This window comes from Kocuria sp. PD6, assembly GCF_031844145.1.
Taxonomy (GTDB): Bacteria; Actinomycetota; Actinomycetes; order Actinomycetales; family Micrococcaceae; genus Kocuria; species Kocuria marina.
Genome location: NZ_JAUZUS010000001.1, coordinates 187,005 through 210,219 on the forward strand (window position 1 = coordinate 187,005; position 23,215 = coordinate 210,219).

General features: G+C 70.0%; 21 protein-coding genes and 1 pseudogene. 14 read left to right on the top strand and 8 right to left on the bottom strand.

All coding sequences use genetic code 11. From position 1 onward, the window contains the following. Positions 1–9 precede the first annotated feature (9 nt). Positions 10–1,635, top strand: a complete 1,626-nt coding sequence (locus Q9R22_RS00875) for a phospholipid carrier-dependent glycosyltransferase (protein WP_311253939.1) — start codon at positions 10–12, stop codon at positions 1,633–1,635. Here the strand turns inward: Q9R22_RS00875 and Q9R22_RS00880 are convergent. The 4 genes from Q9R22_RS00880 to Q9R22_RS00895 form a co-directional block, all read right to left on the bottom strand. Next, a complete protein-coding gene (locus Q9R22_RS00880) occupies positions 1,619–2,338 on the bottom strand; it encodes a TIGR01906 family membrane protein (RefSeq protein WP_131333284.1) in 720 nt (239 codons plus the stop codon). The two genes, Q9R22_RS00875 and Q9R22_RS00880, sit on opposite strands and share 17 nt — an antisense overlap. 9 nt (positions 2,339–2,347) lie before the next feature. Then, positions 2,348–3,637 carry an Ig-like domain-containing protein gene (locus Q9R22_RS00885; RefSeq protein WP_131333285.1) on the bottom strand — a complete coding sequence of 430 codons (1,290 nt, stop codon included), beginning with the start codon at positions 3,635–3,637 and terminating at the stop codon, positions 2,348–2,350. An 85-nt stretch (positions 3,638–3,722) separates the two neighbouring features. Beyond that, positions 3,723–4,382 (bottom strand): DUF3499 family protein, encoded by a 660-nt coding sequence (locus Q9R22_RS00890; RefSeq protein ID WP_242670457.1) that lies wholly within the window; start codon positions 4,380–4,382, stop codon positions 3,723–3,725. Between the two features lie 5 nt (positions 4,383–4,387). Next, positions 4,388–4,957, bottom strand: a complete 570-nt coding sequence (locus tag Q9R22_RS00895; protein WP_064846188.1) for a WhiB family transcriptional regulator — start codon at positions 4,955–4,957, stop codon at positions 4,388–4,390. A gap of 233 nt (positions 4,958–5,190) precedes the next feature. Here Q9R22_RS00895 and Q9R22_RS00900 point away from each other — a divergent pair, with 233 nt between their 5' ends. Next, entirely contained in the window at positions 5,191–5,895 is a 705-nt protein-coding gene (locus Q9R22_RS00900; RefSeq protein WP_131333286.1) for a TIGR03089 family protein, read from the top strand. Between the two features lie 98 nt (positions 5,896–5,993). Here the strand turns inward: Q9R22_RS00900 and Q9R22_RS00905 are convergent, their stop codons facing one another. Continuing rightward, on the bottom strand, positions 5,994–6,626 hold the full coding sequence (locus Q9R22_RS00905; protein WP_311253940.1) for a GtrA family protein: 633 nt from the start codon (positions 6,624–6,626) through the stop codon (positions 5,994–5,996). 238 nt (positions 6,627–6,864) lie between these two features. Here Q9R22_RS00905 and Q9R22_RS00910 point away from each other — a divergent pair. The 5 genes and pseudogenes from Q9R22_RS00910 to Q9R22_RS00930 all read left to right on the top strand — a co-directional run. Next, positions 6,865–7,986 (top strand): annotated as a pseudogene (locus tag Q9R22_RS00910) (5-(carboxyamino)imidazole ribonucleotide synthase); the annotation flags it as partial. A 102-nt stretch (positions 7,987–8,088) separates the two neighbouring features. Continuing rightward, on the top strand, positions 8,089–8,595 hold the full coding sequence (gene purE, locus Q9R22_RS00915) for a 5-(carboxyamino)imidazole ribonucleotide mutase (protein WP_311253951.1): 507 nt from the start codon (positions 8,089–8,091) through the stop codon (positions 8,593–8,595). A 157-nt stretch (positions 8,596–8,752) separates the two neighbouring features. Further along, positions 8,753–10,465 (top strand): LCP family protein, encoded by a 1,713-nt coding sequence (locus Q9R22_RS00920; RefSeq protein ID WP_131333289.1) that lies wholly within the window; start codon positions 8,753–8,755, stop codon positions 10,463–10,465. A 40-nt stretch (positions 10,466–10,505) separates the two neighbouring features. Next, positions 10,506–11,498: a peptidoglycan bridge formation glycyltransferase FemA/FemB family protein gene (locus tag Q9R22_RS00925; RefSeq protein ID WP_311253941.1), complete on the top strand. Its 993-nt coding sequence runs from the start codon at positions 10,506–10,508 to the stop codon at positions 11,496–11,498. Further along, positions 11,495–12,250, top strand: coding sequence for an SDR family oxidoreductase (locus tag Q9R22_RS00930; protein ID WP_131333291.1), 756 nt, complete (start codon positions 11,495–11,497; stop codon positions 12,248–12,250). The genes Q9R22_RS00925 and Q9R22_RS00930 overlap by 4 nt, the downstream gene beginning before the upstream one ends. 173 nt (positions 12,251–12,423) lie before the next feature. On the opposite strand, the gene Q9R22_RS00935 is transcribed toward Q9R22_RS00930, so the two are convergent. Both Q9R22_RS00935 and glpX read right to left on the bottom strand, forming a co-directional pair. Then, positions 12,424–13,977, bottom strand: coding sequence for a hypothetical protein (locus Q9R22_RS00935; RefSeq protein WP_311253942.1), 1,554 nt, complete (start codon positions 13,975–13,977; stop codon positions 12,424–12,426). Between the two features lie 75 nt (positions 13,978–14,052). Continuing rightward, positions 14,053–15,063, bottom strand: coding sequence for a class II fructose-bisphosphatase (gene glpX / locus Q9R22_RS00940; protein ID WP_064846181.1), 1,011 nt, complete (start codon positions 15,061–15,063; stop codon positions 14,053–14,055). 139 nt (positions 15,064–15,202) lie between these two features. On the opposite strand from glpX, the gene Q9R22_RS00945 reads away from it, so the two are divergent. The 7 genes from Q9R22_RS00945 (at position 15,203) to Q9R22_RS00975 (ending at position 22,628) form a co-directional block, all read left to right on the top strand. Next, complete coding sequence (locus Q9R22_RS00945; RefSeq protein ID WP_242670458.1) at positions 15,203–15,880, top strand: DUF4245 domain-containing protein; 678 nt, start codon at positions 15,203–15,205, stop codon at positions 15,878–15,880. 123 nt (positions 15,881–16,003) lie between these two features. Then, positions 16,004–16,654, top strand: coding sequence for a carbonic anhydrase (locus tag Q9R22_RS00950; protein ID WP_082943280.1), 651 nt, complete (start codon positions 16,004–16,006; stop codon positions 16,652–16,654). A 148-nt stretch (positions 16,655–16,802) separates the two neighbouring features. Next, positions 16,803–18,209: a class II fumarate hydratase gene (locus tag Q9R22_RS00955; RefSeq protein ID WP_064846178.1), complete on the top strand. Its 1,407-nt coding sequence runs from the start codon at positions 16,803–16,805 to the stop codon at positions 18,207–18,209. Positions 18,210–18,849: 640 nt separating this feature from the next. Further along, positions 18,850–20,592, top strand: coding sequence for a pyruvate dehydrogenase (locus tag Q9R22_RS00960; RefSeq protein WP_131333293.1), 1,743 nt, complete (start codon positions 18,850–18,852; stop codon positions 20,590–20,592). 363 nt (positions 20,593–20,955) lie between these two features. Next, positions 20,956–21,573: a sugar-binding domain-containing protein gene (locus Q9R22_RS00965; protein ID WP_131333294.1), complete on the top strand. Its 618-nt coding sequence runs from the start codon at positions 20,956–20,958 to the stop codon at positions 21,571–21,573. 323 nt (positions 21,574–21,896) lie between these two features. After that, the gene (locus Q9R22_RS00970; RefSeq protein ID WP_242670460.1) at positions 21,897–22,061 is read left to right on the top strand and encodes a hypothetical protein; all 165 of its coding nucleotides are present in this window, start codon (positions 21,897–21,899) and stop codon (positions 22,059–22,061) included. 3 nt (positions 22,062–22,064) lie between these two features. Then, on the top strand, positions 22,065–22,628 hold the full coding sequence (locus Q9R22_RS00975) for an FGGY-family carbohydrate kinase (protein ID WP_242670462.1): 564 nt from the start codon (positions 22,065–22,067) through the stop codon (positions 22,626–22,628). A 117-nt stretch (positions 22,629–22,745) separates the two neighbouring features. Here Q9R22_RS00975 and Q9R22_RS00980 read toward each other — a convergent pair whose 3' ends face one another. Then, positions 22,746–23,213, bottom strand: a complete 468-nt coding sequence (locus Q9R22_RS00980; RefSeq protein ID WP_131333295.1) for an NUDIX domain-containing protein — start codon at positions 23,211–23,213, stop codon at positions 22,746–22,748. Between the last annotated feature and the right edge of the window lie 2 nt (positions 23,214–23,215).

A 23,215-nucleotide genomic window follows, 5' to 3' on the forward strand; every position in this document is an offset into this window, starting at 1 on the left:
CACCCTACGATGGGATCCGTGCCCTCGACTGTCTTCTCTCCCGCCTCGACCGCGCCCGTGGCCCCCTCCGTGCGCGACCGCCTGCTCCCCGCGGTCACCCGGTTGCCCCGGTACTGGTGGGTCCCCCTGGCGCTCGTGACCCTGCTGGGCGGGGTGCTGCGCTTCGTGCACCTGTCGTGGCCGCACGCCGTGGTCTTCGACGAGACGTACTACCTCAAGGACGCCTATTCGCTGCTGCTCCACGGTACGGAGCAGCAATGGCCCGAGGGCGCGGACGAGGGTTTCGTCTCCGGGAACATCCCGGACACACAGGGTCACCCCTCTTTCGTGGTGCACCCGCCCCTGGGCAAGTGGCTCATCGCGATCGGGCTGTGGTTGTTCGGCGCGGACGACCCATTCGGGTGGCGCTTCTCCGCGGCCCTGTTCGGCACGGCGTCCATCGCCGTGATCTGGTGCGCGGGATGGTTGTTGTTCCGCTCGGTCACCCTGGCCACGATCGCCGGTGTGCTGACCTCCCTGGACGGGCTGCACCTTGTGGAGTCCCGCCTGGCCCTGCTGGACGTCTTCCTCATGTTCTTCCTGTTGCTCGCTTTCGTCTTCGTCCTGTTGGACCGCGACGACGCTCGACGCCGCCTGCTCGCCCGCGGCCCCGGCGGCGTCCTGGGCCCGTGGTTGGGCGTGCGGTGGTGGCGGATCGCCGCGGGCGTGGCGTGCGGTGCAGCCGCGGCCGTGAAGTGGAACGCGCTGTTCAGCATCGCCGCGCTCGGGATCCTGGCGGTGCTGTGGGACATGAACGCGCGGCGGATCGCCGGGGTCAAGAACTGGTTCGCCGGTGCGGTGCTCAAGGACGGCCCGTGGGGATTCCTGAGCATGATCGGCGTGGGCGCGGTGGTGTACGTGATCACGTGGACCGGGTGGCTCACCACGAGCACGGGCTACAACCGCAACTGGGCCGAGCTGAACCCGGGCGACGGCCCGCAGTGGCTCCCGCCCGCCCTACGTTCCCTGTGGGAGTACCACGTGGCGGCCTATTCGTTCCACGCGGGGCTGTCCTCGCACCACACGTACATGGCCGGCCCGGCCACGTGGCCGGTCATGGCCCGCCCCACGTCCTACTTCTACGAATCCCCCGGACGAGGCGTGGACGGCTGCACGGTGGACTCGTGCAGCCAGGCCATCCTCAACCTGGGCAACCCCGCCGTGTGGTGGGTGGGGATCCTGGCGGTGCTGCTGGGACTGTGGTTGTGGGCGGTGCTCCGTGACTGGCGCTTCGGTGCCCTCGTGGGCGTGTACGCGACCGGTTACCTCCCGTGGTTCCTCTACCCGGAACGCACGATGTTCTTCTTCTACGCGCTGTCCTACTTCCCCGCCATGGTCCTGCTGATCACGGGGACGATCGGGGTGCTCACAGGCAAGCTCGCGGTCCCCCGCCTGGGTGCCACCGCGGGCACGCCGTCCGCCGCGGTGCACGAGCAGGTGATTTCACCGGTGTGGGCGCGACGCTGGCGCAGGGTGAGCCTGGTGTTCCTGCTGCTCGTGGTGGTGCTCGCGCTGTTCTTCTGGCCCGTGTGGACCGCCCAGACCATTCCCTACGAGCACTGGCGCTGGCGGATGTGGTTCACCTCGTGGATCTGAAAGAGCGTGCCGCCCGCATCCGGCGGGTCGTGGCGAGCATGACCACGAACGCCCCAATGAGCGCCACGAGCGCCACGGCGATCGCGGCGTCGATCCAGAACTGGGTGGGATAGAGCCGGATCAGGGTGTCCGAGATGCTGAAGGTCCACGTCCCGGAGCTGAAGAACAAGGAGTGGAAGGCCGCGAAGAAGCTCTGCCACCCCGCCACCGCGAACACGGCCGTGAGCAGCAACAGGATGACGGTGAGCCACGAGCCCGCGAACCACGCGGAAGAGGCGGTCCCCGGGGTCGCCCGGTGCAGGTACCAGGCCGCCAGGACGCTCAGCACGAGCAGGACGAACGCGATCAGCAGCCCCCAGTACATCACGTGCTGGACGTCCCGCATGTGAGAGACCTCCGCCGGGGTGAACGCCATGCCACCCTCGCTGCTCACCAGGCCGCCCAAGTACTCGGGCGGGGCCAGGTTCATGATGTAGTCCATCCCGTAGGAACCGAACGTCATCCGTTCCTGCGTGCTCATCCCCCAGTGGTCAGCGGGGAAGCCGGGGCGGTGGTACTCGAGCCACAGGAAGACCGGGGTGGCCACGAGTCGTACCCCCAGCGCCACGAGCAGGACGGGCAGAGTGAGTGCCAGGAATCCCTGGAGGATGCGCTGCACCGCGGTGGGGCGGGGCCAGGGGCCGCGTGGGATGGAGGAGCTCACCGGGCTGTATCACCAGTTTCCGTGCCAGTCCTCGTCCGAGTAGTGCTCGAACGGGATGTTCCAGTCCCCGTAGCCATCGTCGGGATCGGCCTGGGGGTAGTCAGTGTTGACCACCTCCACCATGTCACCCGGGCGGAAGGTCTCAAAAATGTAGGCCGCACCCTCCGGCGGCATCCCCACGCACCCGTGGGACACGTTGGCCACGCCCAGCACGGGCATCGCGGACGGCAGCGCCTGGTGGATGAACTCGCCGCTCCACGTCAGCCGGGACACGTTGGACGCGTCGAACGGCGGGTAGTAGTGGGGGTCGCCGGGCTTGAGGTTCAGCGACGACGCCTTGAACTCGTAGGAGGCCGCTTGCTCGATGATGACCTTCTTGCCCGTGGTGGACGGCCAGTCCGGGTTGCCCAGGGTCACGGGCCAGCGACCGGTCTCCTTGCCGTTCACGTAGGCCACGAGGGTCTTGGTGTTGTTGTCCACGAACACCCGCTGCTCGGCACCGGTGCTGAACGACACCGTCTCGTTGCCGTTGCCGATCATCCCGTTGCCCAGATCCTTGCCCAGGATGTTAACGGTGACCGTGACCTTGGAGTTCGGGTCCCACGGTTGCTCCGGGCGGAAGCGCAGTTTGCGGTCCGAGTACCACCGGAACGCGCCGTCGCGGTGCGCCCCGTCCACGGTCACGGCCTTCTCGACCTCGTCCTTGTTCATGACGGGCTCGGAGAAGTTGAACTCCACGACCTGCCACACGCCGTAGGTCTGCCCGTCCTTGACGTTGAGGGCCACGTCCGCCTCGTGGGCGGCGTCCACCGTGCTGAACACGGACTGCCCCGTGCTGTCCCGGTCCCCGGAGCGCGCGGTGTAGTCCACCGTGTAGGTCTCGTCGAACGCAAGGGGCGCCTTCGAGCGCCACTCGTGGCCGTCCTGCGCGAGTTCGCCCTCGACCCGCTCCCCCGAGCCCGCGGCGCTCACGGTCACGTCCGTGAGTTCCCCGCCGTCCGCTGTGACGACCACGGGGTCCACGGGGTTGACCATGCTCGTGTCGGCGGCCGGGCTCACCTCGACCCGCACGGTCCCGAAACTCTTCGTGGGCGCGGTGCTCGATGGAGCGGCGGCGGCGGACGACGGCGCCGCCGGGGCGGCGTCGTTCCCCCCGGCGCACGCGCTCAGGCCCAGGAGCCCCGCGAGAGCGAGGCACGCGATGCCCGGACGACGACGCCGCGCGCTCGCCCCGGCGGGACGCGCGGGCTCGCGCGGTGTCCCGGGCAGCGGATCGTGGTGGTGGGAAGGGAGTCTCATGGGCACCTCACATCGGGGGGGGGGGGGGGAGAACGGCGGCCGTGGGAATCACGGTCTCGCAGCCCACCCGGACGGGGCAACCGGGTTACGGCCGCCGCCAGTGCGGGGTGCGCAGGGCTGCGGGGAGGGGGACGGAGCCCATGCGCCGCCCCACCTGCGTCTTTGCGTTCGCAATCGTACGCGTCGCTACAGAATAGCCGGTATTCACCCCGGAACGGCCCATGGGAACATGACGCGCCGGGCGCGCGCCATTGGCGCCCGCGGAGCCCTCGGAACGGGGCATTTCGGCGGAACCGGAATCGCCCGCGGGGCCGGAGGAATCGGCGTCGGCCCGGGATTCGTCATCGCGGCCCTGGTAGGAGACGTCGCGCAACACGGGACCCCGTGACCGGGACGGGCCCGAGGGTCGCGCAGCCCCGGGTGGTCGCACGGCACCCAGGAACGTACCGCGCGCCGTGCGGTGGGGTGCGGGGTCCTCGTCCGGTCGGACGGCTTCCACCACGGCGTCGAGGTCGTCGTGGTTCCAGCCGTCCGGTGACTCCAGGCGCACCACGCGCCAGCCCTTGGGTGCCGTCAATGAGTCCGCGTGCACGGGGCACAGGTCGTACGCGTGCGGTTCCCGCCGCGCGGACAGGGCACCGATCACCGCGGTGGAATCGGAATAGACATAGGTCAGGGTGCACACCGCGTCACGGTTGCACATCTGCTTGGAGCACGTGCGCCTCGGAGTCTCGGGAGCAGCCACGGGGTTCAGCGTCCCCGGCGACGCAGCCTGCGCCGCTCGCGCTCGGACAGGCCGCCCCAGATCCCGAACTTCTCGTCGTTGGCCATGGCGTAGTCCAGGCACTTGCCGCTCACGGGGCACGCCTCGCACACGCGCTTGGCGTCCCGGGTGGATCCGCCCTTCTCGGGGAAGAAGGCCTCGGGATCGGTCTGCGCACACAGGGCGTCGGTCTGCCACGCGAGCTCGCCCTCGGCGTCACCCTCGCTCACGGAGTACAGCCCGGCCACGGCCTGCCACACGGATGCGTCCACGCTCTGGACGTCGTGGACCTCGGTGGTGCTCAGGTCTTGGGGGGTGCTCACGGGGGGTTGCGGTTCACGCGGCTTCTTGCGGTCGGAACGCAGGAGCACGTCCCCGGCGACCTCGGGGTGTGCGGCCAGGAAGGCCGTGGCGAGATCGTCCAGTGTGGTCACACCCGAGTCCCCCCGGGCTTGATCCACGGGATCCACGAACCAGTCCACGGGAGCTGCACCCCCGGTCGACCCGGGTTCGTAGTCCTCCCGAGCATCGATCTGGCGGCGTGCGGCCTCTCCCATGTCACTCCTTCCGTCCCACGCGTTCGCTGTTCAAATGTCCTCAACCAGCCCGGTTGCCCCGACCGAAAACGAGTCCGCCACGTAGGGGCGTACACCGTCGATATCCCGGTGGATCCCCTAATTACACGCGTGTAAGTCCTACTGAGTCAAGCCGAGTATCCTGGGCTTCCCGGGTCCACCGGCGCGCCGTCCGGGAACCCGTGGTTCCGTCACATACCCTAAGGAGTTTCCTCGTGGGACGCACACCGACAGACCTGACCCAGGCCCTGCAGACCGTGGCCGAGCGCCCCACCCCCGCTCTGATCTGGCGCGACGGCGCCGAACGGGTCGAGCTGTCCGGGCGGGTCCTCGTGAACTGGGTCGAGAAGGCCGCCGGGCTGCTCGTGGACGAGCTCGACGTCGGCGCCTCCGACGTCCTCACGATTTCCCCCGCGCCGCACTGGCGACTCGTGGTGCTCACGTTCGCGGCGTTACGCGCGGGTGCGCGCGTGGACTTCACGCGTCATCCCGAACCGGATTCGGTGGTCCATGCGTACCCGGAGTCTCACCCTGACGACGACGCCGCGGCCCAGACCCTGCTGGTGGTCGCCGAACCCGCGCTGGCCTTCGAGTGCTCGGGGCCCCTGCCCAAGGGCGCGGTGGACTTCTGCGACGAGGTCCGGGCCCAACCGGACATGTACGGGGGTCTCGAGAACCCGGAACCCGACAGCGTGGCCCTGCCGTCCGGGGTGACCCACGCGGAGGTACTGCCGCGAGCGTTGGAGCTCGCCGGAACCGACGAGGGCACCGTGTACCTGCCGCTCACCGAGGGTTGGGGCGAGAACGCGGCCCTGCGGACCCTGGGGATCATCACGGCCGGTGGGGCGGTGTTGCTGACCGCGCGTCCCGAGGACGCCACGGCCGCTGTCCTGGACCAGGAGCGCGCAACCCGCGGTTGACACCGAAACACGGTGGCGCCTGCACCGGGCCGCGCGACCGGCGGTGGTCCGGCCGGCGTTTGTCTGGTGCAGGCGCCCTGTTCGACGGTCCTCGCGGATCAGGACGCGCGGCGCACGTCCTGCTCGGGAAGGGTGTTCGCCACCGTGTCCTCGGGCCGCGGCGCCGGGTTCCCGTGGTGGGATGCCGGGTCGTCGTGTCGGGGCGTCGTGTCCTCGCGCTGCGGGATCACGGGGATCTGCCCGGTGATGAACGCGAGTTCCTGGTCCGGGCTGCTCGCGAAGTCCGGGTCCTGGTCCAGCTTGGTGCTGAACACCCAGAAGCGGTAGGCGAAGTAGCGGAAGATCGTGCCCAAGATGGTGCCGATGATCGTGCCGGAGATGAAGGACGCGGTCGCGGAGGTCAGGCCCAGGACGTAGTAGCTGACCCCGAGGCAGCCGAGTTCGATCCCCATGCCGATGCCGTTGGCCACCAGGAACTGCACGAGTTCCTTGCGTTTGTCCTCTTGGCGCTTGTCCCGGAAGGTCCACAACCGGTTGGCGACCCACGAGAAGATGATGGCCGCGACCGTGGCGACCACTTTGGCCTTGATGTGGCTTTCCGCGAAGTACTGCGTGTGCATGAGTACCCAGACCAGGCCCGCGTTGATGGCGAACGCAGCCGCACCCACGACCCCGAACTTCGCGAGTTCTTTGACGAACAGATTCCACAGCGCGTGTGCGCGATCAAACATTTTGTTCAAGATTCGATCCCAATCTGACGCTCGGGGAAGAGGGATGGGTGGCCGCACCGGCGTGGCCCGCCGCCCACCCGTGACCCGCCACGACACGGATGATGTGGCCTCCGCAGGAAGATTGAGTGCATCGTACTCCGAAATGGCTGAACGTCCGCTGTGGCGCTAGCCTGAAACCGTGAATTCTCCCATTACCGGTCCTGTCATTGGTGTGGTGGGCGGCGGGCAGTTGGCCCGCATGATGGCCCCCGCCGCCGTCGCTCTCGGCGTGGAACTGCGCGTGTTGGCCGAGGGCCCGGAGGTCAGTGCCGTGGCCGCGGTGCGCACGGCACCCACAGGTGACTACACGGATCTCGAGACCCTGCAGCGTTTCGCCGCGGACGTGGATGTGCTCACGTTCGACCACGAACACGTTCCCACCGAGCATCTGCGCGCGCTCGAGGCGCAGGGTGCGGCGGTGCGTCCGGGGCCGTCCGCCCTGGTGCATGCGCAGGACAAGCTCGTGATGCGCCGCGCCGTCGCCGAGCTGGGCTTGCCCAATCCCCAGTGGCAGGAAGTCTACTCCCCGCAGGAACTCGTGGCGTTCGGCGAGCGCGTGGGTTGGCCCGTGATCCTCAAAACCCCGCGCGGCGGGTACGACGGCAAGGGCGTCCTCAAGGTCGACGGCCCGCAGGACGCCGGCACCGGCACCGCCGCCGAGTGGTTCGAACGCGCCACCGGCCAGGACGACGGCGCCGGGTTGCTCGCCGAGGAAGCGGTCGCGTTCTCGCGGGAACTGTCCGCGATGGTCGCGCGCCGGCCCTCGGGGCAGACCGTGACGTGGCCCGTGGTGGAGTCCATCCAGGTGGCCGGGGTGTGCGACGAGGTCATTGCCCCCGCCCCCGGCCTGGATCCCCAGGTGGCCCGCGCGGCACAGGACGCCGCGGTCCGGCTGGCCGAGGAACTGGGCGTGACCGGGGTGATGGCCGTGGAGCTGTTTGAGACCCCCGGGACGGACGCGGGTTTCGCGGTCAACGAGCTCGCCATGCGCCCCCACAACTCGGGTCACTGGAGCATGGACGGATCCGTCACGGGACAGTTCGAGCAGCACCTGCGCGCCGTGCTGGACTGGCCCCTGGGCGCCACGGACGTCGTGGCCGGGGCGGCCGTGATGAAGAACTACCTGGGCGGGGACAACCAGGACCTCTTCGCCGCGTATCCGCAGGCACTGAGCGCGGAACCCCGCGCCAAGATCCACAACTACGGCAAGTCCGTGCGCCCGGGGCGCAAGATCGGCCACGTCAACGTGGTGGGCGGCGCCCACGAGGTGCAGCGGCTGCGGGAGATCGCGACCCACGCGGCGAGCATCCTGCGCGACGGCGAGGACCGCGGGGTGCGACCCACCGACGTGAGCGATGCTCCCGAGCGGCAACCGTGGGGTGCGGTCCCGTCCGGTCAGGACGAGGCCCCGCGCGTGGGTCTCGTGATGGGCTCGGACTCGGACTGGGCCACCATGCGGGCCGCGGCCAAGGCCCTCGAGGAACTCGGGGTCCCGTACGAGGCGGACGTGGTCTCCGCGCACCGGATGCCCACCGAGATGCTCGAGTACGGCCGTACCGCCCACGAGCGTGGCCTGCGGGTCATCATCGCCGGGGCCGGCGGTGCCGCCCACCTGCCGGGCATGCTCGCGTCCGTCACGCCGCTGCCCGTGATCGGGGTGCCCGTGGCGTTGAAGACCCTGGACGGCATGGATTCCCTGCTGTCCATCGTGCAGATGCCCGCGGGGGTTCCCGTGGCCGCGGTGTCGATCAACGGCGCCCGCAACGCCGGTCTGCTCGCCGCCCGGGTGCTGGGATCGGCGTCGGACGCGTCCGGGCAGGACCTGCGGGAACGACTGCGGGACTTCGCACAGGAGCTCTCGGAGGCGGCGCACCGGAAGGGCTCCGCGCTGCGTGACGCCGTGAGCCGCGGAACCGCCTCCCAGGACTGAGCGCCACCCCCTTCGGGGTGCATTGTCGGCCCGGACCCAGGCGGACAAGGCACAATGATCGGGTCGGGATCCGTTCTCCTCTGATGGATCCCGGCCCGGCGGGCCCGCACCCATGGCCCGTCGCAACACCGACTTCCCCTTCAGCACGGAGTTGCACGTGAACGGATCCAGCGACCGGCCCGACGACGCCGCCCCCCATCCCACGGCCACCAAGGCCTACGAGAGCGTGGCGTCGGGCTCCCACACCGCATCGGACGAGCCGCCCGCGGGCGCCACCGCCGAGCGCCACCCGGGCGACGGACCGCGACGATCGCGTTCCCGCGTGGGGGATCCCCTCAGGAGTCCCCGGTTCGCTGCACCCGCCACCCGCACCAAGCGCGCCTGGTGGCTGCTGGGTACCACGTTGCTCGTGCCCGGTTCCGCGCAACTCGTGGCGGGCCGACGCGGCCTGGGGCGGATCGCCGTGCGCGTGACCGCCGTGGTGTGGGCGCTCGTGCTCGCCGCCCTGTTGTTGTGGGTCGTGTGGCGCAGCGCGCTGATCTGGTTGCTGACCAACAGTGTGACCTCCGCGGTGCTCATGTACGGCCTCGTGGCGCTCGCGATCGGGTGGGTGCTGTTGTGGTTCGACACGCTGCGCCTGATCAGACCCGGGTTGCTCGGGGACGGGACGCGCCGGGCCGTGGTGCTCGTGACCGTGCTCGCGATGCTCGTGACCGGAGGGGGACTCGGCTACGCGGCGCACCTGGTCTCCGTGGCCCGCAACGCGGTCTCGGACATCTTCGGCGGGGGCATGCCGTTCGCCCCGGAGGACGGGCGCTATAACATCCTGCTCATGGGCGGTGACGCCGGTGACGACCGCGAGGGCCGCCGCCCGGACTCCATGACGGTGCTCAGCATCGACGCCTCCTCGGGGCAGACGGTCACGATCTCCCTGCCCCGCAACCTGCAGAACGTCCCGTTCTCGGCGGACTCCCCCATGAACTCGGTCTACCCCGAGGGGTTCGATTGCGGGGACGAGTGCATCATGAACGCCGTCTACACGGACGTGATGCAGAACCACAAGGACCTCTACCCGGACGTCGCCGATCCCGGGGCGCAGGCCACCAAGGAGGCCGCCGAGGGCGTCACGGGCCTGAAGATCCAGGCGTACGCGCTGATCGACATGGACGGCTTCGCGTCCCTCGTGGACGCGCTCGGCGGGATCGACATCAACGTGGGTGGCCGCGTACCGATCGGCGGCGGGACCAACCTGGACACGGGGCTGAAGAACCCCATCCTGGGGTGGATCGAGCCCGGGACCCAGCACATGGACGGCTACCACGCCCTGTGGTACGCCCGCTCCCGCGAGGGCGCCACGGACTACGACCGCCAGGCCCGGCAGCGCTGCGTCCAGGCCGCGATGCTCGCGCAGCTGAACCCGGTCGCGGTGGCCACCAAGTTCGACGAGCTCGCGAGCTCTGGCCAGCAGATCCTCGAGACGGACATCCCGCAGTCCTCGATCGGCTCCATGGTCACCGTGGCCACGAAGGCCAAGGACCACGAGCTGCAAGCGTATGCGGCGGGTCCTCCCTACTACGACCAGTCCTTCCCCACCTATCCGGACTACGCGCAATTCCAGTCCGACGTCTCCCGGGTCCTGGCGAACGCGAACGGCGACGACGCCCAGGCCGCCAGGGGCGCGCGCGGCGACGCAGCGGTGTCGTCCGCCGACACGCCCGGCACCGTGGGTTCCCAGGGTGCGGCGCGAACGGGCGGGGTGTCCGCGCTGGGCGGCGGTGCGGGCGTCGGGACGGCCGTGGTCGTGCCCGCCGCGCTCAAGGTACCGGCGCAGGAGCAGTTGTCGCCGAACGGGACGTGCTCGGTCCCCTGACCCGGCACCCCGGACCCGCGCACTCGGTACAGTTGAGGGCGTGGCGAACATCCTGCAGTCCCCCGAATGGGCACGGTTTCAGCAAAGCATCGGACACCGCGTGATCCAGGCGAATGGGCCGGGCTGGCGGTACCTCGCGACCGTCGAGGGCGGGCGCACCGGACGGTACCTGTACTGCCCGTACGGCCCCGAAGCGGACTCCCCGCACACGTTCGACGCCGCTCTGGCGGACCTCACCGCTCAGGCCGAGGCGCACCGGTGCTGGTTCGTGCGCGTGGAGCCGATCAACGGTCACCCGGTGGACGGTCTGGAGACCCCGGAGGCATCGCTCAAGCGGCGAGGCATGAAGCTCGCGCCGCGCCAGGTGCAACCGGGACACACCCAGCTGATCGACCTGCGCAAGGACGCCAAGGACCTGCTCAAGGACATGAAGTCCACCAACCGCAATCTCTACCGCAACATCCACAAGAAGAGCGTGAGCATCGAGCGCTCCGAGGATCCCGCGGACGTGCGGTACCTGCTGACCTTCCTGGACGCGACCGCCAAGCGGCGCAACTTCAATCGGCAGCATGACGACTACCTGCAGGCCGTCGCGGAATCGCTCATGCCCGCGGGTGCCGCGAGCCTCTACCTCGCCAAGCTGGACGGTGAGCCGATCGCGGCCTCGCTCGTGTACGACTCCGAGGACACCCGCACCTACGCGCACGCGGCCACGGACCAGACCCACCGGAAGCTCTCGGCGGGGATCCCGCTCGTGGTGACCATGATCATGGACGCCAAGGAGAAGGGGCTCACGTGGTTCGACCTCTTCGGCACCGCTCCCGAGGGCGCGGGGCCCGAACACGAGTGGTACGGCTTCACGTCCTTCAAGAAGTCCTTCGGCGGCGAGCCCGTGTCCTACCCGGGGACGTGGGACCTGCCGGTCTCCCGCGCGGGCTACACCGCCTACGGTGCGGTGCGTGCGGGCCGTGAGACCCTCGGGGCGGCCCGGGGCAAACTGCGCACCCTGCGCGAGCGTAGGGTGGGCGCATGACTCGCACAGCCCTGATCACGGGTGCCACCGGTGGCATCGGACGTTCCTTCACCCATGCCCTGCACGAGCGCGGCTACGGTCTGATCCTCACGGGCCGCAGCACCGAGAAGCTCACGGAACTGTCCCAGACCGTCACGGGCGGCACCGCGCAGATCGTCGTGGCGGACCTCGGGACCACCGAGGGGATCGACACCATCGTGGACGTGCTGGAACGCAACCCCGTGGACCTGCTGATCAACAACGCGGGCTTCGGCAGTCACGGCGAGTTCGCCCACCTGCACCTGGACCACGAGATCGAGGAGCTCACGGTCAATGTCCGGGCCCTCATGACGCTGACCCACACCGCCCTGGGTGCCATGACCGCCGCGGGGCACGGCGCGATCGTGAACATCGCGTCCGTGGCGGGCTTCCAGCCCCTGCCGTCCATGGCCACGTATAGCGCGTCCAAGGCGTTCGTGGACCGCTTCAGCCTCGCCGTGGGTGTGGAGGCCCGCAAGCACGGCGTACACGTGTTGAGCGTCAACCCCGGTCCCGTGGACACCCAGTTCTTCACGGTCGCCAATGCGCAGGCCATTGAGCTGGGCCGTTCCGCGAATCCGGACGACCTCGTGGCCGCGACGCTCACGGCACTCGACAAGAAGCGGTCCCGGCTCGTGTTCCCGCGCGCGTACTACGTCCTGGATGCCCTCACGGGCGTGCTCCCGCGGTCGCTGGTCGCGCGCGCCGCGAACGTGGTCTCGGGCCGCAAGTAGTCCCACCCCGCGCCGGCAGAGTTCGTCCCGGGCGGGCGGGGCTCGTCGCCCGGGCGGGCAAGTCTCGTCCCGGCCACGCCGTGCGGCCAGGCACGGCCCTCTTCGCGCCGCGCGCCTCGGCTCGCGCGAGTCGTTCACACCGTCCACGGCGTGCGCCGCAGGTCAGGACCCGTTCACCAGCGGGCGGCGTCGCGGACCGCCGCCCGGCCCTCCTCGACGGCGCGACGCAGCAGTCCGGCGGCCGCGCTCTGACGCCGCGAAGCGCTCTGCGTGTCCCCGTCCGTGCTCGGGGTTCCGGTGACCGGTGTGCCGGTGGACTGCGCGGTCCGCTTGCGGCGGGCCAGCGGGCCCGGAAGCATGCCCGTGATCATGCCGCCCCGCGCCGAGCGTGGTGAACGGGTCGCCCCGGAGTCCTTCGATGTACCGCCCGGGAGCTGATCCGCGGAGCGCACCAGATCCGGATCGGCGTCCACCCCGGGGCTCGTCCGGGAGGACGGCGCGGCGTCGTCCTCACGGGAACGCGCTGCGGTAAGACTGTCGGATGGCTCGACGGGCGAGTCCTCGAAAGCCGCGGACCCGGCAGTCGCGTTCCCGGCGCGTGCCGGCTGGGGCACGTTGTGGGGGGCCGCGGCCGACGTCGTCGGCTCGGGTGCGGCGTCGTCGCGGACCGCGGGCTGCTCCGGCAACAGGTCGTCGGGGGCCGCGTTCTTCGAGCGTCTGCCCAGGAACCGGCGCCGGGTCTTCTCCACACGGCCGGCCACCTGGAACTCGCCGAGCAGCGGGTACTCCCACGTGCCGGGGGCCTCGTGCTCCTCGGTCGCGAGCTCGCGCAACACCATGGGTTGCGAGGGCCGGTCGGGGTCCCCCGCGAGCACCTTGTGCACCTGGCGCTGCTGCAGTTGGACCAGGCCCGTGAGCAGGAGGGCGTCGTCCACGCCCAGCTGGCGGGCACGATCGGTGAAACCCAGCCGGTAGATCATGGCGGATTCCCCGGTGTGCACGAACCACAGGTACCCCAGGGCGGTCTCCGTCCCGTCCTCGAGGTGCTCGGTGGCCACGAGGAACACGGAGTTCTCCCCCACGGCGCGTAACAGTTCACGGATGTACTCACTGCGCAGACCCACGTTGGACAGATCGCGGTCCGAGGCGCGCACCCGGCGCACCCGCACGCCGGAATCACGCAGCCCGGCGCGGCAGCGCTGCAGCGTGTCGTCCGACAACCGCTTGGACAGCTCACCCTCGGTCTCGCCCAGTCGCACCACGAGGTGACGCGGTCCGGCCTCCCCCTTGCGGGGCTTGTCCGCGCGGCGGTAGCCCGCGCCGGTGAGCAGCTCGGTGAGTTCGGGGGTGGCGTCGGTGTCCGGGCTCACCCGTAACACGGCGGCCTCGTGTGCCGTGCGGGCGTGGTCCTGCAACGCGGCCAGGACCTCCGTGAGGTGGCGCGGATTATTGACGTGCAGGGACCGGGCGTCCACGACCGTGTGCAGGTCCTCCCGCAGGATCACCAACTGGCTGTAGCCCACGGTCTGCTGACCCCGATCCACGGCCACGCGTTCGACCCTGGCGTCCTGCGCGGTCAGGGCCTCGGCGTCACCGATGCCCCACAGCAATTCGGGGTGTCCGCCCGTGACACGGACCCGGGCGTCCCAGGTCTTCCGATTTCCGCAGGGGGTCACGCTCAGCGCCACGGGGTTTCCTCTCCTCAGGCCCACAACGCGTTCCAGCATAGCCGGGCACACACCGCGCGCGTGCCCTCCCCGACCGGGGTGAACACGCGCGCGGTGTGTAGAGAGTGTCGGGGATCAGCCCTGGTTGCGCTCGTACTTCTCCCACTTCTTGGCCAGGTGCTCGGCCTCGACCATGCGCACCGTGCCCGAACGCGAACGCATCACGATGGACTGGGTGGTGATGGTGCGCCCGCGGTAGCGCACACCGCGCAGCAGGTCGCCGTCGGTGATGCCCGTGGCGGCGAAGAAGCAGTTGTCGGACGTCACGAGCTCGTCCGTGGTGAGGATCCGATCCACGTCGAGTCCTGCGGCGGCGGCCTTCTCCCGCTCGGCGTCGTCCGTGGGGGCCAGCCGGCCCTGGATCACACCGCCGGTGGCCTTGACGGCGCACGCGGTCACGATGCCCTCGGGCGTGCCGCCGATGCCCATCATGATGTCCACGCCGGTGCCCTCACGGCACGCGGCGATCGCCCCGGCGACGTCCCCGTCGAGGATCATGCGGGTGCGGGCACCGGTCGCGCGGATCTCGTCCACGAGGCCCTGGTGGCGGGGGCGGTCCAGGACGCACACGGTGACCTGGTTGGCCTTGACACCCTTGGCCTTGGCCACGAGGTGCACGTTCTGCTTGACAGGCAGGCGCAGGTCCACGAGATCGGCGGCCTCGGGGCCCACCACGAGCTTGTCCATGTAGAACACCGCGGAGGGGTCGAACATGGAGCCGCCGTCCGCCACTGCGATCACGGCTAGCGCGTTGTTCATGCCGAGAGCGGTGAGCCGGGTGCCGTCGATGGGGTCCACGGCGACGTCCGAAGCCGGGCCCTTGCCGTCGCCCACCTGTTCGCCGTTGAACAGCATGGGGGCCTCGTCCTTCTCGCCCTCACCGATCACCACGGTGCCGTTGAAGTCCACGGTGGAGAGGAACGAACGCATGGCGTCCACGGCCGCGCCGTCCGCGCTGTTCTTGTCACCGGCGCCCACCCAGTGGCCACCCGCGATCGCGGCGGCCTCCGTGACCCGCACCAGTTCCAAGGCCAAATTCCGGTCCGCCACATTGCCCGCTCTGCTCTGCTGGGTCGCTTCTGCCACGTTGTTCCTCACATTCGAGTTTCGGGTCGCCCCGGTGGCCGCCTGCCGGGCCCGGCGGCACCACCATGACACGTACGTCCAGCATATCCTCGGGTTCCCAGGATTGGGCCGGTCCCCGGGAGCACGGCACAATGGGTTCGTGAGTTCTTCCGCTTCCGGTCCCGGTGCCGGGTCCTCCCCCGATCCCCGCGACGCGCACGCCGCGCCCGCCTCCGCCGCGGCCGACGACGCCGCCACCCCGGACGCGGATCAGGCGCCGGTCCCGCAGCTCACCCGCAAGCAGGCCTCGCGGATCAACGCACCCATCCGCGGCATGGTCATCTCCATGCTCGTGCTCATCCTCCTGTTGTTGCCGTTTTTGTGGTTGCAGCCCAAGCCCGATGCCCAGCCCTACCGAGCACACGTGGACGTGAGCGAGGAGGCGCGCTTTGCGGGTGACCAGGCCCCGTTCACCCCCGCGGCCCCGGCGTTGGGGGACGGGTGGAGCGCCAACTACGCGCGCTGGGAGGCGCAGTCCCAGGACGGCGTCCCCCTGTGGAACGTGGGTTTCCTCTCCCCCGATTACCACCTGGTGGACATGGCGCAGACCGCCCGGTCCAATCCCACGTGGCTCGCGCAGCGCACCCAGCTGATCCCGCCCACGGACGAGCGCACGGTCAATGGGATCACATGGCGGATCCATCACCGTGACGCCTCGGGCAAGCAGGACGAGTTCACCGCGTGGGTCGGTGAGCTCAAGGACTCCACGGTGGTGCTCAGCGGCCAGGCCCCGAGCGCCGAGTTCGAGCACGTCGCGGGGGCCGTGTCCGGGCAGTGACGCCGGGCAGCGGGACCGGGCGCAGCGACGTCGTCGAACCGAGGTCCCGGAACCGGGGCTAGTCTAGGACCCGAGCGAGCCGACCCGGCCCAGCCGTCGTGCCTTCGAGATTTGGAGATCAGCGTGAGCACTCAGCCGTCTGCCGTGGAGAACACACCCCGCACCCCGTTGGGGGCCTGGCGGAAACTGCGGGAGGGCAACGCCCGGTTCATCTCAGGTGACACCCTGCACCCCCACCAGGACGCCCAGCGCCGCAAGGACCTCGCGCAGTCCCAGAAGCCGTTCGCGGTGATCTTCGGGTGCTCCGACTCCCGCCTGGCCGCGGAGATCATCTTCGATCTCGGGCTCGGCGACGCCTTCGTGATCCGCACCGCGGGCCAGGTGATCGACAACGCCGTCCTGGGCACGCTCGAGTACGCGATCGAGGTCCTCGGCACGCCGCTGATCATGGTGCTCGGCCACGACTCGTGCGGCGCCGTGACCGCGACCAAGGCCTCCGTGGAATCCGGGGAACTGCCCCGCGGTTTCCAGCGGGACCTCGTGGAGCGCATCACGCCGTCGGTGCTCGAGGCCCGGAGGCAGGGCCACACGGACCTACAGGACATGGTCGTGGAGCACACCAAGCAGACCGCGGCGCGCATGCTCGACCAGTCCGCGGCGATCTCCGGCGCGGTCTCCCGGGGCGAAGCCGCCGTGGTCGGCGTGTTCTACCACCTCTCGGACGGCCAGGCGGACCTCGTCTACAGCAACGACCCGGCGTTCCGGGACGCGTGAGTCCCCCTCCCGGATCTCACCTCCCATGCCCTGCTGAATGACGACGACGCCGCGCGCTCCCGGGCACACGGCGTCGTCGTCCTCCGCATCGCGGTAGTACGGCGACCGCGAAGGCTGACGACGGGGCCGTGGGCCTAAACTGTGGGCCATGGCAGAAAACACCGAGTACCGCATCGAACACGACACCATGGGTGAGGTCCGCGTCCCCAAGAACGCGCTCTACCGAGCCCAGACCCAGCGCGCCGTGGAGAACTTCCCGATCTCCGGCACCACCCTGGAACGCGAGCACATCAAGGCGCTCGCGCAGGTGAAGAAGGCCGCCGCCACGGCCAACGAGGAACTGGGTGTCCTCGACGCCCAGCGCGCCCAGGCCATCCGCGACGCCGCGGACGCCGTGGCCTCTGGCCAGTACGACGAGCACTTCCCGATCGACGTCTTCCAGACCGGCTCGGGGACCTCCTCCAACATGAACACCAACGAGGTGCTCGCGACCCTGGCCACGCGCTCCCTCGAGTCCGAGGGCGTGGAGGTCCACCCCAACGACCACGTCAACGCGTCCCAGTCCTCCAACGACGTGTTCCCCACCTCGGTGCACGTGGCCGTGACCAACGCGCTGATCAACGACCTCAAGCCGGCCATGGACGTGCTCGCGATCTCCCTGGAGAAGAAGGCCTCGGAGTTCAAGGACGTCGTGAAGTCCGGGCGCACGCACCTCATGGACGCGACCCCCGTGACCCTGGGTCAGGAGTTCGGCGGCTGGGCCGCCCAGGTGCGCTACGGCATCGAGCGCATCGACGCGTCCCTGCCGCGCGTGGCCGAGGTGCCGCTGGGCGGCACGGCCGTGGGTACCGGGATCAACACCCCGGACGGCTTCTCCGCGCGTGTGATCGAGCTGCTCTCCGAGGAGACCGGTCTGCCCCTCACGGAGGCCCGCAACCACTTCGAGGCGCAGGCCAACCGCGACGGGCTGGTGGAGGCCTCAGGACAGTTGCGCAACATCGCGTACTCGTACATGAAGATCATGAACGACATCCGCTGGATGGGTTCCGGGCCGAACACGGGCCTGGGCGAGCTGCACATCCCCGACCTGCAGCCGGGATCCTCGATCATGCCGGGCAAGGTCAACCCCGTGATCTGCGAAGCAACCATCCAGGTGGCCGCCCAGGTGATCGGCAACGACACCACCGTGGCGCTGTCCTCCACCAACGGCGCGTTCGAGCTGAACGTGGGCATCCCCGTGATGGCCGCGAACCTGCTCGAGTCCATCCGTCTGCTCGCCAACTCCTCCCGCGTGGCCGCGGAGAAGATGGTGGACGGGCTGCAGGCCAACGAGGATCGCTGCCGCTTTCTGGCCGAGGCCTCCCCTTCGATCGTGACCCCGCTGAACAAGGCCATCGGCTACGAAGCCGCCGCGAAGATCGCCAAGCACGCCGTGGCCAACAAGGTCACCGTGCGCGAGGCCACCATCGAGCTCGGCTACGTGGACGGCGAGAAGCTCACCGAGGAGCAGCTGGACAAGGCCCTGGACGTCACCACGATGACCGGCAAGCACTGATCCGCTCGTCCCGTAGGGCGCTCACCGGCCCCCGGTGAGCGCCCCGGGAAACAGGGGCGTGCTCGCGGCACCCCGTCAACGGCAGAACTCGGCCACCCGTTCACCGGGTGGCCGAGTTCTTCGTCGCGGCGGGGACCTCCTGACCGCCGAGCGGTCGGGGAGGTCCTACGGAAGGTCACGCCTTCCGGGGTGAGGAGGCCGCGCACCGGGAGACCCCGGTGGCGCCGGCCACGGCGCAGGAACGCTGCGCCCGTGCCACGGTTCGAGCACCCGCACCCGGGTGTTCCCCCACCGCCCCGCTGATGCGCGACATAGCCCGAGGCGCTCCCGCGTTCCCGCGGCCGCTCAGATGCACGTGGAACTGCGGCGCCGTGGTCCCCGCATGGGACACGGTGGGCTCACGATCGGACGGGGTAAGTGTGCGAATGCTCACGGGCTCCATCATGTCATGTGCGGGGCGATCGCGCGGCGGCGCGGGACCGAGCGGCCGCGGGGCCCTCGTGGGACGCCGCACGCACCGGTGTTCCGTTGCCCACAGATCTCTTTGACCGCAAGGATCCGGGACTATCCTGGGTGGCAGAGACATTCGTGATGCCAGCCCGGGTGCTCCCGCGGCGGGCCGTTCCCCCGAGGAGACAGTGTGAAACTTGCAGAGCAGATCGTCCAGCAGCTAGTGGAAGCAGGTGTGGAACGGATCTACGGCGTGGTGGGCGACAGTCTGAACCCCATCGTGGACGCCGTGCGCCGCACCGGCGGCTCCGCCAAGGGTGGGATCGACTGGGTGCACGTGCGCCACGAGGAGGCCGGTGCGTTCGCAGCGAGCGCCGAGGCTCAGCTGACTGGCAAGCTCGCCGTGTGTGCGGGCTCCTGCGGGCCGGGCAACCTGCACCTGATCAACGGGCTCTACGACGCCAACCGCTCCGGTGCGCCCGTGCTGGCGATCGCCTCCCACATCCCCTCGCAGTACATCGGCTCCGAGTACTTCCAGGAGACCCACCCGGACCGGATCTTCACCGAGTGCTCCGTGTACTCGGAGCTGGTGAGCACCCCGCAGCAGTGCCCCGCCGTGGTGAGCTCCGCGATCCAGTTCGCCGTGACCAGCCCGGGCGTCTCCGTGGTCACGCTGCCGGGCGATCTCGCGGACTCGGACGCCGCTGTGGAAGCCCGCCCGTTCGCCGTGCCGGCACCGAGCGCCGTGGTCCCCTCAGACGAGACGGTCGAGCGCATGGCCCAGGCCCTGAACTCGGCCAAGAAGGTCGCGATCTTCGCGGGCATCGGCGTGGCCGGCGCCCACGACGAGGTGATTGCCCTCGCAGACACCTTGAAGGCGCCCGTGGGCCACTCGCTGCGCGGCAAGGACCAGATCCAGTACGACAACCCGTTCGACGTGGGCATGACCGGGCTGCTGGGCTACGGCGCCGCGGCGGAGGGGCTGCACGACGCGGACGTGATGGTCATGCTCGGCACGGACTTCCCGTACGACCAGTTCCTCCCGGACGTCACCACCATCCAGGTGGACACCGATCCCACCGTGATCGGGCGCCGGACCGGCGTGGACATCCCCGTGCACGGTGACGTGAAATCCACGATCCTCAAGCTGCTGCCCGAGCTCACGGTCAAGTCCGACCGCTCGTTCCTGGACAAGACCCTGGCCAAGCACGACAAGCTCATGAACAAGGCCGTGGGTGCGTACACCCGCAAGGTCGAGAAGATCACGCCTATCCACCCCGAGTACGCCGCGTCCATCCTGGACCAGGTGGCCGCCGAGGACGCCGTGTTCACCGCGGACACCGGTATGTGCAACGTGTGGAGCGCCCGCTACATCAACCCGCTCGGCACTCGTCGCATCCTGGGCTCCTACCTGCACGGGTCCATGGCCAACGCCCTGCCGCAGGCGATCGGCGCACAGCTGGCCCATCCGGGACGCCAGGTCATCTCGATGTCGGGCGACGGCGGGCTTTCCATGCTCATGGGCGAGCTGCTGACGCTGGCGACCTACAACCTGCCCGTGACCGTGGTGGTGTTCAACAACTCCACGCTGGGCATGGTCAAGCTGGAGATGCTCGTGGACGGGCTACCGGACTTCGGCGTGGACGTGCCCCAGGCGAACTACGCGCAGATCGCAACCGCCATGGGCATGCAGGGCATCCGGGTGGAGAAGCCCAAGGACCTCGAGTCCGCGTTCACCACCGCACTCGCCCACCAGGGCCCGTCCGTGGTGGAGGTCATCACCGACCCCAACGCCCTGTCCATCCCCCCGGAGATCAAGAAGGACCAGGTCTTCGGCTTCGCCACAGCGATGTCCCGCATCGTGCTCAACCGCGGCGTCGGTGAGGCCGTCTCCATGGCCCGCTCCAACCTGCGCAACATCCCGCGCGGCTGACCGGCGGCCGTCGTCCTCACGACGGCGCACGCGGAGGGGGACCCGATGGCACGCTGCCACCGGGTCCCCCATTGCCGTAGCCGGACCACACCGCGCCGGTGCTGCCGGGTGCCGCGAGGCCCCGGAAGCGTGTGACCCGGACCATATAGGATCACGGGAGCAGTGACCCTGTTCGCTCCCGTCAGGATTGGAGGCGGTGTCCCATGACCGCCGAGGACCCCTGGCCGCCCACCGACCCCGGGCGGCGTCGGCACCTGCTCGCCAACCTGGCGCACGGCTACTCCGTGGAGGGCGCCTCCAAAATCTCCCTGGGCAAGCGGTCCGGGCTCTCCCGGTTCCAGGTGGCCCGCCGACCGGGACGCCCTGGGCCGGGCCGTTCCCCGGGAGATCACGCGGGTGCCCCGGGACGGGGACACCCTCGGAATCTCCTGGTCCGGCGCCCTGCAGCACGCGGTGAAGCACCTCCCCGAGCTGCCGCACAACGATATCGTCCAGCTCGCCGGTGCCCTGCGCACGGACGACACCACGGAGAAAGAGTCACCGCGCCTGTTCGCCGAGCTTCGCAGCCGCACCGCGCGGCCCCTGTGGGCGCCCCTCGTGGTCGACCAGCCCGCGGCCCTGAAGAAGTCTCCCGAGATCGACGTAGCGCTGAGACGGGCGGACTCGCTCGACGTCGCCGTGCTCGCCATCGGCGGGTGGTCGCCGGACACCTCGACCGTGTGGCCGCGTGTGAGCGAGGACCTGGCCCGGGCGGCGGCGCGGGCTGGAGCGGTGGCGGAGATCTCCAGCCTCCTCCTTGACGAGTCCGGCCACGAGCTGGACACTCCAATCGCTGGGATGGTCGTCTCGGCAAGCGTCGCGCAGGTGCGCTCGGCCCACCACAGGATCGGGGTCGCCTCGGGAGCGGAACGGGCCCCCGCCGTCCTCGCCGCGGTGCGGGGGGCTGGTGAGCCACCTCGCGTGCGACACGGCCCTGCGTGACGAGGTGGAACAGCTTCTGCGCGCCAGTGCACCGCCCCGCGAGGACTGAACCGCCGGGCGCTCCCACCGGCACCCGCCGTTCCCGCTGTCGGTCCGCTCCCGATCGGCACGATCGTTCACCGGCCGTTTCCTCGCCCTCAGAGCGGACACCATGACCAGCACGGTCGTCGGCATCGACTCCCCCAGTCCTGCAAGGTGCCGGTCGTGGACACGGCCACCGGCCGGACCGTGACCTCGGCCAGCGCGCCGCACCCGGACGGCACGAACGAGGACCCCGCCGCGCGACGCGCTGCGTGCGGCGTGGGGCGTGGGGCGAGGCGGGCGTGGCCGAGCACGACGACGTCGTGGGCGTCCCCGTCGCGGGCCAGCAGCACGGCATGGTCGCGGTGGACGGGGACGGGAACCCCGTCCACGACGCCCTACTGTGGAACGACATCCGCAGAGACCCCCAGGCCACCCGCATGATCGAAGAGCACGGGATCCAGTGATGGATGAATCAGCTGGTCATGGCCCCGGTCCCGTCCATGACGCTGTCCAAGCTCGCGTGGCTGCGGGAGAACGAACCGCAGGCCGCCGCCCGCGTGGAGCGTGTCATGCTCCCCCACGACTGGCTGACGTTGATGCTGTGTGGAGAGTTCACCACTGACCGCTCCAGCGCCTCCGGGCGGCTGGGCGGGATGACGCGCGCGTCGATGACCCGCGAGAACCTAGCGCGCTCCGCGGTGCTGTCCGTGGCGGACTCCCTGGCGGACTGCCTGGATATCCTGCGCGGCGTGGACGTGGTCCAGCACGTCCTGCTGATCGGCGGAGGGGCGAAGTCCGAGGCGCTGTGCAGCGTCTTCCCGGACACCCTCGGCATGCCCGTGGCGGTGCTGGAGACCGGCGAGTACGTGGCGCTCGGCGCCGCCCGCCAGGAGGCGTGGGCCGCGGGCGAGTTCCCGCGGTGGTCACGCTCCGCCAGCCGGGAGCTGCGTCCCTCCGACGACGCCGGTGTGCGCGAGTTCCGCCGCCGCTACGGCCTGGTACGACGGGCCACGGAGGCCGAACTGGCCTGAGCCACCGGTGCCCGACGGCTCCCTGGAGGGGCGGGTGATCTGCTTCCGCGCCCCCCTCGCCCCGGGTGCACCGCCGGGGCGTCTCACGTGCCCGATTCTTTCGGCGCGGCCGTGACGTCAGCACTCGAAGCCCGTGCGCCCCGTGAACTCCAGTGCGGCCCGTAGCCGGTCGGCCTGGTGCTCCGGCATGGGAGGCAGCTCATCCACCGGGTACCAGCCCACGGCGAGGGACTCGTCGTCCGCCACCCGCGCCTCGCCGGAGACGTAACTGCACAGGAACGTGTGGTCCAGGAACTGGCAGCGGTCCCCGTTGGGGAATTCGACGACGTCCCCGGCCTTGACCCGCACGAGGTCGTCCACCGTGACCTCCACGCCGGTCTCCTCGAGGCACTCGCGGCGGGCGGCGACCCCGGGGTCCTCCCCCGGTTCCACGATCCCGGTGATCAGACCCCAGTTCCCGTTGTCCGCGCGCCGCCCCAGCAGCACCCGGCCCTCGTGCAGGACCACGGCGGTGCACCCGGGCAACCACAACAGGTCGTGATCGATCTTGCGGCGCAGGTGGGCGATGAACTCGGGAACGGGCACGG